The sequence below is a fragment of the Enterococcus sp. DIV0170 genome (assembly GCF_051710765.1).
GTDB lineage: Bacteria > Bacillota > Bacilli > Lactobacillales > Enterococcaceae > Enterococcus_A > Enterococcus_A raffinosus.
Window position 1 is genome coordinate 1,164,781 of the sequence record NZ_JBIOLG010000002.1, and the last position, 9,212, is coordinate 1,173,992.

16 protein-coding genes are annotated in these 9,212 nt (G+C 39.8%); 9 read left to right on the forward strand and 7 right to left on the reverse strand.

All coding sequences use genetic code 11. From position 1 onward, the window contains the following. Positions 1-30 precede the first annotated feature (30 nt). The 5 genes from IGI50_RS20995 (at position 31) to IGI50_RS21015 (ending at position 2,385) form a co-directional block, all read left to right on the forward strand. Entirely contained in the window at positions 31-729 is a 699-nt protein-coding gene (locus IGI50_RS20995; protein WP_438778416.1) for a MarR family winged helix-turn-helix transcriptional regulator, read from the forward strand. Positions 730-762: 33 nt separating this feature from the next. Beyond that, positions 763-1,203 (forward strand): GNAT family N-acetyltransferase, encoded by a 441-nt coding sequence (locus IGI50_RS21000; RefSeq protein WP_028021078.1) that lies wholly within the window; start codon positions 763-765, stop codon positions 1,201-1,203. Positions 1,204-1,251: 48 nt separating this feature from the next. After that, positions 1,252-1,422: a hypothetical protein gene (locus tag IGI50_RS21005; RefSeq protein WP_010744040.1), complete on the forward strand. Its 171-nt coding sequence runs from the start codon at positions 1,252-1,254 to the stop codon at positions 1,420-1,422. Positions 1,423-1,647: 225 nt separating this feature from the next. Continuing rightward, entirely contained in the window at positions 1,648-1,953 is a 306-nt protein-coding gene (locus IGI50_RS21010) for a PD-(D/E)XK nuclease family transposase (protein ID WP_438778417.1), read from the forward strand. Positions 1,954-2,052: 99 nt separating this feature from the next. Further along, the gene (locus IGI50_RS21015) at positions 2,053-2,385 is read left to right on the forward strand and encodes a hypothetical protein (RefSeq protein WP_438778418.1); all 333 of its coding nucleotides are present in this window, start codon (positions 2,053-2,055) and stop codon (positions 2,383-2,385) included. Between the two features lie 168 nt (positions 2,386-2,553). On the opposite strand, the gene IGI50_RS21020 is transcribed toward IGI50_RS21015, so the two are convergent. Both IGI50_RS21020 and IGI50_RS21025 read right to left on the reverse strand, forming a co-directional pair. Beyond that, positions 2,554-2,700, reverse strand: a complete 147-nt coding sequence (locus IGI50_RS21020; RefSeq protein ID WP_187373415.1) for a hypothetical protein — start codon at positions 2,698-2,700, stop codon at positions 2,554-2,556. A gap of 31 nt (positions 2,701-2,731) precedes the next feature. Next, complete coding sequence (locus IGI50_RS21025; RefSeq protein WP_438778419.1) at positions 2,732-3,049, reverse strand: YrhK family protein; 318 nt, start codon at positions 3,047-3,049, stop codon at positions 2,732-2,734. 483 nt (positions 3,050-3,532) lie between these two features. Here IGI50_RS21025 and IGI50_RS21030 point away from each other — a divergent pair, with 483 nt between their 5' ends. From IGI50_RS21030 to IGI50_RS21040, 3 genes are all read left to right on the forward strand, one after another. Continuing rightward, the gene (locus IGI50_RS21030; protein ID WP_438778420.1) at positions 3,533-4,069 is read left to right on the forward strand and encodes a hypothetical protein; all 537 of its coding nucleotides are present in this window, start codon (positions 3,533-3,535) and stop codon (positions 4,067-4,069) included. Between the two features lie 454 nt (positions 4,070-4,523). Beyond that, positions 4,524-4,934, forward strand: coding sequence for a DUF4430 domain-containing protein (locus IGI50_RS21035; RefSeq protein ID WP_438778421.1), 411 nt, complete (start codon positions 4,524-4,526; stop codon positions 4,932-4,934). Further along, positions 4,897-5,487, forward strand: coding sequence for an ECF transporter S component (locus IGI50_RS21040; RefSeq protein WP_438778422.1), 591 nt, complete (start codon positions 4,897-4,899; stop codon positions 5,485-5,487). Before IGI50_RS21035 ends, IGI50_RS21040 begins: the two co-directional genes overlap by 38 nt. Before the next feature lie 162 nt (positions 5,488-5,649). Here IGI50_RS21040 and IGI50_RS21045 read toward each other — a convergent pair whose 3' ends face one another. The 5 genes from IGI50_RS21045 to IGI50_RS21065 form a co-directional block, all read right to left on the reverse strand. Continuing rightward, positions 5,650-6,225 (reverse strand): DUF2922 domain-containing protein, encoded by a 576-nt coding sequence (locus tag IGI50_RS21045; RefSeq protein ID WP_438778423.1) that lies wholly within the window; start codon positions 6,223-6,225, stop codon positions 5,650-5,652. Positions 6,226-6,279: 54 nt separating this feature from the next. Next, positions 6,280-6,663 (reverse strand): hypothetical protein, encoded by a 384-nt coding sequence (locus IGI50_RS21050; protein WP_438778424.1) that lies wholly within the window; start codon positions 6,661-6,663, stop codon positions 6,280-6,282. A 63-nt stretch (positions 6,664-6,726) separates the two neighbouring features. Next, a complete protein-coding gene (locus IGI50_RS21055) occupies positions 6,727-6,939 on the reverse strand; it encodes a DUF2922 domain-containing protein (protein WP_438778425.1) in 213 nt (70 codons plus the stop codon). Between the two features lie 11 nt (positions 6,940-6,950). After that, positions 6,951-7,160 carry a hypothetical protein gene (locus IGI50_RS21060; protein WP_010744070.1) on the reverse strand — a complete coding sequence of 70 codons (210 nt, stop codon included), beginning with the start codon at positions 7,158-7,160 and terminating at the stop codon, positions 6,951-6,953. A gap of 379 nt (positions 7,161-7,539) precedes the next feature. Continuing rightward, positions 7,540-8,460 carry a sugar-binding transcriptional regulator gene (locus tag IGI50_RS21065; RefSeq protein WP_010744053.1) on the reverse strand — a complete coding sequence of 307 codons (921 nt, stop codon included), beginning with the start codon at positions 8,458-8,460 and terminating at the stop codon, positions 7,540-7,542. Between the two features lie 159 nt (positions 8,461-8,619). Between IGI50_RS21065 and IGI50_RS21070 the strand changes: the two genes are divergently transcribed. Beyond that, positions 8,620-9,212 (forward strand): class II fructose-bisphosphate aldolase (locus IGI50_RS21070; RefSeq protein ID WP_438778426.1); only part of this gene is annotated, 593 nt, incomplete at its 3' end.

A 9,212-nucleotide genomic window follows, 5' to 3' on the forward strand; every position in this document is an offset into this window, starting at 1 on the left:
GGTACCGAATCAAAAGGAGGAAGACTAGCGATGAGTGAGTATACAAAAGAATTATTAAAACGATTATCCTATGTAGGAAGCGCCAGTCGTCGTTTAATGGATGTTGGTAATTGTCAGAAGAGCGCGCCAACGCAGCAGTTGGTTTTAGATATTTTAGCAGAAGAAGACGGGGTAACATCTGGTGTTCTAGCGGAAATCTTGGATATGCGACCAAGCTCCGTTACAGAAATTTTGAATAAACTGGAAAGTCGCGGCGAAATCGAGCGTCGAGAAGATGAACAGGATAAGCGCATCAAACGAATCTATATCACCGAAATCGGTCGTGAAAAAGCCAATGTGAATAAACCGCAGGAACGGTCAGAAGAATTTTTTGCAGGCTTAACCGACGACGAAATGCAAACCTTAGATCAATTGTTGAATAAGGTGATTGATGGGTGGAGTGAAGATTTCGGCGGTCGTCCGGAGTTTCCAAATGACCCATTTGAAGCGATCGAAGCCTTAAAAGCGATGCGCATGCAGTTTGATCCTCATATGAAGGAATTTGGTCGGATGTCGCCAGCTGATCGTCGCAAGTTAAAACGAGCATGGAAGGAACAAATGCGAAATCAATTTGGCAGAGGCGGTTTTGGTCCTGGTCCTTTTGGTCCCGGAGCTGTTGATCCACACGAAGGCCCTCAGAAAAAGGGGCCCCATGATCAGCCCGATAATAGCGATTGGGAGAATTGGTAAAGAACGACAGAAATAAGAAGGAGGTCGTTGACAATGAGAATTGAAATGGCTGAATTATTTAGCAAAGAACATACCAGCGCAGTGAAATTGCGGAAACAGGTATTAGGCGGAAAGATCGATTGGGACAAAGAAAAGAAGCTGCATGTCTTTGTCGCAATTGAAAATGAGGAAGTGGTGGGCACCGCAGCGATCCAGTTGTATCCTTTCGGTATCGCTCGTGTACGCCAAGTAGCGGTTTCACCAGCGTTTCAAGGACAACATATTGGGGACCGATTAATGACACGTGTAGAAGAATTTGCCCAAGAGCAAGGACACTTCAGAATCGTTTTAACCGGTCGCAAAACAGCTCAATTGTTTTACCTGAAGCGTGATTATCACCGAGTATTGTTCCCTTTTACAAAGCATGAGATTGAATTTTTGTGGATGACGAAAGCATTACCAGCAGTGGAAGCCCCAGTTTTTTCAGAGAATTGACGTAGTATTTGTCCGCCTCCCTGAAAAGAGAGGCTAAAGGAGGAATCCATGATGAAGGAATTATTTGATCCAAAAAGAAAAGAAAACGAACCAAAAAAACATACTGGCAAGGAATTTGAAAAATTGCGCATTGAACTTGAAGCAAAGTCGCGATTATTTACTACCTCGCTAGGAATGATCAATTATCAAAAATACCATGATCTGTATGATTTTGGGTAAAAGAAACAGGAAAGAAGTTTTGAGGACATCACGAGATGTCTTCAAAACTTTTTTATGTATCAGCAAAACAAAAAGGAATTTCCTCGCTAAAACCGCCTCATTCCGCGTATTTTAGCAGAGAAGAACGTTGATAGCATGCTATAATGAAGGCAAGAAATGTCTTTCGGCTTGGAATAGCGAGCTATTTGAAAGGCAGGAAAATCATGCAGAAATATTTACCCACCAATGACCTATTGTTCAAAAAAGATGCTGACATCCGAAGATTCCTCGCATATTCTAAAAGCTTTTGTCAAAGATTTGTTAGGTATAGAATTCAAGACCCTGAAGCCAAAAGAAACGTACCATATAGACAGCTATAAGAAATCCTACGAAGAAACCGATATCTTTCGGACCGAGGTAGATATTTTAGCCATTGCTGATGATGGCAGTCATACGACGATCGAATGTCAGATTCAGTCGCACGCGTTTTTCCACGAGCGCTCTGTTTTCTATTTGTCAGAAGCGTTTCGTTCTCCTTTTGGCAACCAATAAGCTACAGAAGTAGAGAAGAAAAATAATTTTTCAAGCCTGCGGCCAGCTTATGGTATCAATAGCATAGATTTTCATCTATTTGATAAACAGGAACAAGCTTTGCAATTGTTTCGATTGTTGAATGAAGAAACCTATCGACCATTCTTGAATAAAGAAACCAAGGAGCTGCTGATGCTGTGCTTTTTAAGCTTGAAAAATCCGCATATCGATAAACGAAGTGCGGAATATCATTGGCAATATTTCTTAAAAACTGGCGAAACAAAAAACGATGCCCCCGATTATATCCAAGAAGCCAAAAGAAAAACCGATTTCTTAGCATTGGAAAGCGAGGAAAAAGAGATGATCATGAAAATCGATAAGTCTAAAGCTATCCATGATGCAGTGTTAGCAACGGCGATAGAAGAAGCAAAGGAGCAAGGTGCAAGGTCGTGAAGAAGAACGTCGAACCCTTGCAGTTAAATTGTTGAAAACAGGACTTAGTATAGAGTAAGTTTATGAGGTTACAGGATTGAGCATTGACTTCTTAAAAAAATTAAAGAGTGAATGAAGGTAATAGAACAGCGGACCATCTAAGTAATGAAATGGTCCGCTGTTTTATTACTACCGCGCATGCAGCCACCTATGTAAAAACTGAGAAATAAGGATAATGACGACTATTCCGATGATCGCGGACAATAATGAGTGCTGTCCGAATAACAGCCAAAGGACAATCGCGATGATTTCCAGACCAAAGATTAAGTAGTTCATAATATAGCTCCTTTTTCTGAGTAGAGAGACATCACGTGTGAGCATCTTTTTTCTTTTTTTCAGCCTTCAGATCATCGTAAATGAAAATATTTTTGATAATCCGAAGAATCGGTCGAATCGTTAGAAAGATCGAGCCCGCTAAATAGAAGTACATGCCGATTCGATCAGGAATGGATGTCAATGCGGCCACGCTGCCGATAATGTAAAAGAACCCCGTCAGCAAATCAACTGTCAGCGAAAGAATCGTGTATCTATTTTGAAAATAAAGCCGAAATCGCTTCCCCTGAATCTCAATATCTTCTTCAAGATCCGCCTCGACTTCATGGGCTTTTCGTTCTATTTTTGGCATGTCAGTTATCAAACCCTTCAAGATTTTTTAGTAATTGATCATTGTACTATCAATTCAGTGAAAGAGTAACTATTCTGCCTATGGGTTTATGTTTAGGTCAATGAAAATATCATTCAGGGAGACAAAATGAATTATAAAATCGGCGTACTATAAAATGACTAGTTAAAAGTGTATATTGGAAGTTTATAGCCAATAGATTAAAAAACATACATTGTCTTTTGGAAGGTTGAATAAAAACTAAATCAAGATTAAAGTATAATTACCTAACGTCAGAAAAAACGGAAAGATTTTGATTCTATTTTTGTTCCTTAATATGTAGAGAGAGTTTGGAAACAAAGATAGCATCAGCTGCCTGAAAACCTATAAAACGTTATGTAAGGAATAAACTCGGTGTAGTAAATATACTTAAGCTGTTGATTTTAGACTTTGGTGTGGGCGTTTCAAGTACGGGGATTATTCACTTCAGAAGAGGACGGAGAACTATTGAACAGAAAAATGATCCTACCGATATTATTAATCGGTTTTGTATTAGCCGGGTGTTCACCCAAAAGCATTTCTAAAGAAAACGATGCTTTAGAATCAATCGAGGTAACTAAAAATGACCCCAAAGAAGTCGAGAAGATCTTAGCAAGTGATACCGACTATACTGGTGAAAATTATACCAACATTGACTATGTTGAAGAAAAGAGTCAAACCTTCGACTTTAATAACTCTTTAGAAACATTAAAAAAATACTCTTGGTATAATGATTCTGTTATCTTAACATTTAATAATGATGGAACCATCACATCAAGTATCATTCAGGGAAGAAGAAATAATATTAAAACAGACACTTATGGAACGTATTCTATTCATGATAATATTCTCCAAATACAAATAGCCGGTTTTGAGAATAGACCTACTATTATCTCCAATTATTCTTTTGAAATCTCAACTATTCGTTCAAATACAATAACTTTCGAAGATACATCAAAGAATCCCGAAAACACTCTGAATCTTACTTGTGTATCTAAGCTTTAAAAGCAAAAAGAAGAAAAAGCTAGTTGAAAATTTTTTTCCTAGTAGTTTTCGAGATGTTATGAAAAGGAGGTACGGAGTGAAGAAAACTAAGTGTATAAAAGGCAAATTTTTCCTACTTCGTATTACTTATTTGTTTTGTCTCGCAAAATAACATGAGATTGTCTTATTAGTGTTTATTTCAAGAGCTATATCTGTTATTTTGAATGTAGGGAAATTCGTTTTCTTCGTTTATAGAAGCACTTTGCGAGTAAAAAATAGAATAAAATTCAATCAGCTGCTAGGAAAAAGGTGAAATTCCTTTACAGTCCCTTTCTACTGTGATGCGTAAGGCAAAGTCAGACACTACACTTGATTGATAAAAACAAGCAATATCAGGGTCGTTTGTTTCAAAAGCAGCTTTAAGACGCCCAGTTCGTTTGGGTGTCTTTTTTAAGAATTTAAGGGGGATTGACGCATGAAAAGAAAAAATCTGGTTTTTGTATTATTATTGAGCTTGCTGTTATTTAGCGGATGCGAATCAAAACAAGCGGGGTCAACGGACACGTCTCAATCAACAGAAAAGGTCGCAGCCAGCAGCGAGAAAGCAGCGATGAAGACAAGCATAACCTTGCTGGATGGGGAAAAAGAGCTGTCGAAAAAAGACCTGTCATTTAAGGATGGCGAGTCCTTGTTTGATGTGCTAAAGGAAAATTATTCGATTGAAGATGATGAAGGGATGATTACCGCAATTGATGGGCACGCGCAGGATGCCAAAAACAATAAATACTGGGTATTCACGATCAATGATGAACAGGTAAATGTAGGAGCAAAAGACGCGAAGTTGAAGAATGGCGATCGTGTGGTGTTCAAGCTTGAACAATTCTAGTCGAAGCATCTATTCCACCTTTTCGTTAGGTGTAAAGGAATTAAGCCTGCTGTCTATGATGGTTGCCTTGTGTGTAGTTAGCCGGACTTTTTTTCAGTTTATCGTGAATGTGCAGCCGGTTACCGCGATCCTATTGATCATCACTATTTACTGGGGATCCTATCAAGGCTTGATAGTCAGCATTCTATCTATCCTCATTACTAATTTTTACATGGGGATGGGCGTTTGGACGATCGCTCAGGTCGCTACGTACTTCTTGCTTATTTTGCTAACGAGTTTGCTAAAAAGAATTCCTAAGTTTAAGGCGAGTCTCCTTCTACAAGCTATTTATGCCGGAATCACTGGGTTGCTCTTTGGGTTCCTTATTTCACTAATTCAAGCCCCGTTTCTTGGAATATCGGCTTTTTTACCTTATTATTTGGCAGGCATTCCGGTGGATACGATGCACGCTGTTGGGAATATCGTCTTCTATCTACTACTAACCCCTGTTATGAAGCGTTTGTTGGTCCAAACCATTCAGAGGTGGCGGAGGGAAAGTAAACATCATGGATAAACGCATTGAGTCTTTTTAAGGCTCAATGCGTTTTCTTTTTTGATGAACAAATCTTGAGAAAGGAAATTTTCATTTTTTGTCGAAGGCTCCTTCAATGTTCAAAAAAGAGTTCAAAAAATTGATCAAATGACCTACGCTTAATTTATTTGAGAAGGGCAGAATTTAGTTTTGGGAATGGTTCTGAGATTGGGGGCCTTCTTTGTTTCGATGCTTCTTCCCACGAAGCCAAGACAGTAGACGCTGGCGTGTCCTTGTGTTTTCGGCTGAAAGCAGCGGCGGCTGAAGATACTCTGGAGGGAACGCAGGCTCGGCACAGGCAGTATTGTCTTTAAATGATGTGTGTTTATGTTTTAGTATTGTTGGTTCTATTAATGAATGTTGGCGAATTAGCTTGTCTGCGGGTGCTTTTGCTGTCTCCACAACGGTATTTTGTACGTGTTCAGCTGGTGTTCGCTGAGCTGTGTTCGTGCCTCTGCACAGGGACTCGGAGTTGTCTGTAATTTTATTGGCTTCATTGGTAGTATCAAAAATCTCAGTTTCTTTGGTAGTAATGATCTTGGCTGTCACCACGGAATCAAATAGTTTTACGCCATTTTCTTCAAAAATATCCAATGTCGTTAAGAGTTCGCAAGCTTCTTTGATCACTGGTATTGGCAGATCATTCTTTAAATTGTTATATTTCCAGTCATGTGTCTTTCCTAAACTGTTGGTGAAGGTTGCCACTAAATCCTGTTTCATAGCCTTCTTTTCCTTTCTCAAATTTTTTTGCGTATTTGCGTAGGTCATCTTCTATCAAGGTTCATTCGTTTCATTGGGACGTACTTTTGCGATCAAGGAACGGACAAGGGACACGGCTTTTTCACCGAAATTACGGACAGGGAAGGTTCTCATTTTTAAGGCTTGCCACTCCGGTGCCATGAAGTAATCTTGAAAGTAGTAGAAGAAGCGCTTCATGGTGCGAGTAGCTTTCGTGTTCATGAAAATCTCACGGATAAGATCTTTTAGAATGAAAGCAAACTCTTCCGCACCTAGCTGGTGCCGTATTTTCAAAGTGAGAATGTATTTAATCGTTAAGCTGCTGTTTTGTGTACTGTAGTAATACTCTTTGATACGTTTTTCTAAGGTTGTTGATTTCAAATGGAACAATTGGCGGTACGAAAGGGTTTGTTCATTCATAAGGTCTCCTCCTTTTTTGTAGAGGAAGGCGACTGTTAAGCCGCGCCTCCTAAAATTCGTTGATTAGAAAATGATTGTTTCGACAGTTTCTACATACTTAGCACTGACGACTTCGTTGAAAAGCTTCTCGCCCTCTCTATCGAATAAATGAAGTAACGTCATTTTTTCTAAGATACTACGAACATCCTCTGGCGCTTTGCCTTCTCCTGGGTTTGGATAGCTCCACGTTTGTGAGCGACCACCGCTGGTTTTAAAGATCGATACAAGTTTTTTCATCTAGTTTCCTCCTAATTTTTTGTCACACGAGATTGGCTGGTGATGATTACGCCATCTAACAAGGTGCCGTCTTGGTCTAGCTCCGTCATGATTTCCCCTAGTTTGATGATTTCTGCTTCCTCTGGGTTTTCCACAACGTTTGAAAAAGTGACTTTCTTTAATTTTTCCACTCCTGGGACAGACAAGTGGACTTGTAGTTTGGTACTTAATTTTTGGATCATGTTCATTCCTCCATGTGTTTTTTTGTTCCGGCCGGTGACTTAACGATAAGGCACAAAACAAAACTAGGTCAAAACCGTGAAAATTACATTTAGGGGTCAATTTTGCAGGGGCAGCGACTAATTTTTTTTGAAGAATCCTGATTTCATCGTCTTTTGAAAAGTAGAAGCGCCAAATACTCTGCAAAATTCAGGGCCAAATGCAGAATTCGGCACTTTGACAATGGAGAGGATTGTATGCTTAGTCGGTGGATGTTAATTTAGCAATGTTTTTCGTGTGAAAGGACCTGGGAAGATTTTTGAAGTTCTTGAAAATAGGGAGTTGCGTTCCATTTAGCCTAATATTTTCTTAATAGTTCATGAACCACAAAAAATCGCTGAGCTACAAAAGCTCAGCGATTTCTTCATCAATAATTAAGTCAGTAATAAAATTCATTTTCAGCAAGGTATGAACACTTTCAGCCTTGTCTTTTCCAGTCGCGACGATCGCGACACGAGGAATCTTCTGAATATCCTTCAGCTCAATGCCTAGGAGACGTTGGGAGAAGCCTTTTTTTAACGGAGTACCATCCGCAGTAAAAATCGTACTGCCAATATCTCCAATCGCATGCTCTCTTTTAAGCAGTTCGGCCTCTTCTTCTGAAATATATTTCAATTTTTTATAGGTGGAAGAGCGAATCGGGTCGCTGACACCTAGGATGGCGAGCTCCACCTTCTTTCCTTCTTCGATCACGTCCTTGATCAGCTCTGTGTGAAGCAGCGTTTTCTTCATTTCTAAGGTATCGGCGATGGCCGGCGCGTAAAAATAAGAAACCTCGCAATGATATTTTTCAGATAAGATAAAGGCTAAGTGATTCGAGTGAAAACGCACCTCTGAAAGACCGATTCCTCCAATTAAGGGTGTAATTTTTAAGTGGTTGAGGTTCAGCATATTGGCCTGTTCGACATACTCATGGAGCGTTGAGCCCCAGCCGATCCCTAACTTATTGATGGATTCCAGCATCGGTTCGATCAGATCGACACAGAGCTTTCCGGCCGCAGCCTTCATATTTTTTTGCGATTTTGCGGCGATTTTAATGTTCTTTAATCCATATTTTTCTAATAGTCGTTCCTGCAGCTTCAATAGATGCAACTCACTGTGTTGAATCGTTATTTTCACGACGCCTTTTTCTTTGGCCTCATGCAGCAATGAAGCAACGGTGGGGCGTGAAATCTTCAATTTTTTGGCGATGTCACTTTGTGTGGCTTCCTCTTCGTAATACATCACAGCAGCCTTTAACATTAAATCTTCTCTATCCAGCACTCTCATCGACCTCCTGTTTATCGTGTAACATATGTTCCGATTCTATTTTTTTTATATCAAATGATATCCCTGAATGCCATTGACTTTTCTACTTAATGATACTACACTTTTTACAAAAGTAAATACTAATTTACAAATGTAAAAAAGGAGAGGATTCTTTTGTTAGTAAACTCGAAAGAAATGCTGTTAAAGGCGAGTAAAGAAGGCTATGCAGTACCTGCAACAAACTTTATCGATCTGGATTCTGCTCGGACGTTTGTCACTGTGGCGGAAAAATTAAATAAACCATTGATGCTGCCATTCGCACAAGCTCACAAGGATTTAATCTCGTTGGAGGAGGCTGCGCTAATCGGCAAGTATCTAGCTGAAAAGGTTTCTGTCCCGGTTGTTTTACACTTAGACCATGGTGAAGATTTTGATTTCATTAAACGCGCGATTGACTTGGGCTTTACTTCCGTCATGATCGACGCCTCGAAGGAAAGCTTAGAGGACAATATCAAGATCACTAAAAAAGTCGTGGAATACGCCCATCAAAAGAACGTAACAGTCGAAGCGGAATTAGGCCATGTAGGCGCCGGCACGAATTATGAAAACCACGAAACCACCGATTCGATCTATACAGAGGTCAAAGATGTGCAACGCTTTATCAAAGAGACGGACGTCGATTCCTTAGCCATCTCAATTGGAACCGCTCACGGCGCGTATAAAGGAACGCCTGTATTGAATTTCGAACGCTTGGCGGAGATTAAAGA

Bases quoted from the DNA above. Each gene is read 5' to 3' on its own strand.
- IGI50_RS20995 (WP_438778416.1), top strand. From the start codon at position 31: ATGAGTGAGTATACAAAAGAATTATTAAAACGATTATCCTATGTAGGA.
- IGI50_RS21000 (WP_028021078.1), top strand. From the start codon at position 763: ATGAGAATTGAAATGGCTGAATTATTTAGCAAAGAACATACCAGCGCA.
- IGI50_RS21005 (WP_010744040.1), top strand. From the start codon at position 1,252: ATGATGAAGGAATTATTTGATCCAAAAAGAAAAGAAAACGAACCAAAA.
- IGI50_RS21010 (WP_438778417.1), top strand. From the start codon at position 1,648: ATGACCTATTGTTCAAAAAAGATGCTGACATCCGAAGATTCCTCGCAT.
- IGI50_RS21020 (WP_187373415.1), bottom strand. From the start codon at position 2,700: ATGAACTACTTAATCTTTGGTCTGGAAATCATCGCGATTGTCCTTTGG.
- IGI50_RS21025 (WP_438778419.1), bottom strand. From the start codon at position 3,049: ATGCCAAAAATAGAACGAAAAGCCCATGAAGTCGAGGCGGATCTTGAA.
- IGI50_RS21035 (WP_438778421.1), top strand. From the start codon at position 4,524: ATGAAAAGAAAAAATCTGGTTTTTGTATTATTATTGAGCTTGCTGTTA.
- IGI50_RS21040 (WP_438778422.1), top strand. From the start codon at position 4,897: ATGGCGATCGTGTGGTGTTCAAGCTTGAACAATTCTAGTCGAAGCATC.
- IGI50_RS21045 (WP_438778423.1), bottom strand. From the start codon at position 6,225: ATGAAACAGGATTTAGTGGCAACCTTCACCAACAGTTTAGGAAAGACA.
- IGI50_RS21050 (WP_438778424.1), bottom strand. From the start codon at position 6,663: ATGAATGAACAAACCCTTTCGTACCGCCAATTGTTCCATTTGAAATCA.
- IGI50_RS21055 (WP_438778425.1), bottom strand. From the start codon at position 6,939: ATGAAAAAACTTGTATCGATCTTTAAAACCAGCGGTGGTCGCTCACAA.
- IGI50_RS21060 (WP_010744070.1), bottom strand. From the start codon at position 7,160: ATGATCCAAAAATTAAGTACCAAACTACAAGTCCACTTGTCTGTCCCA.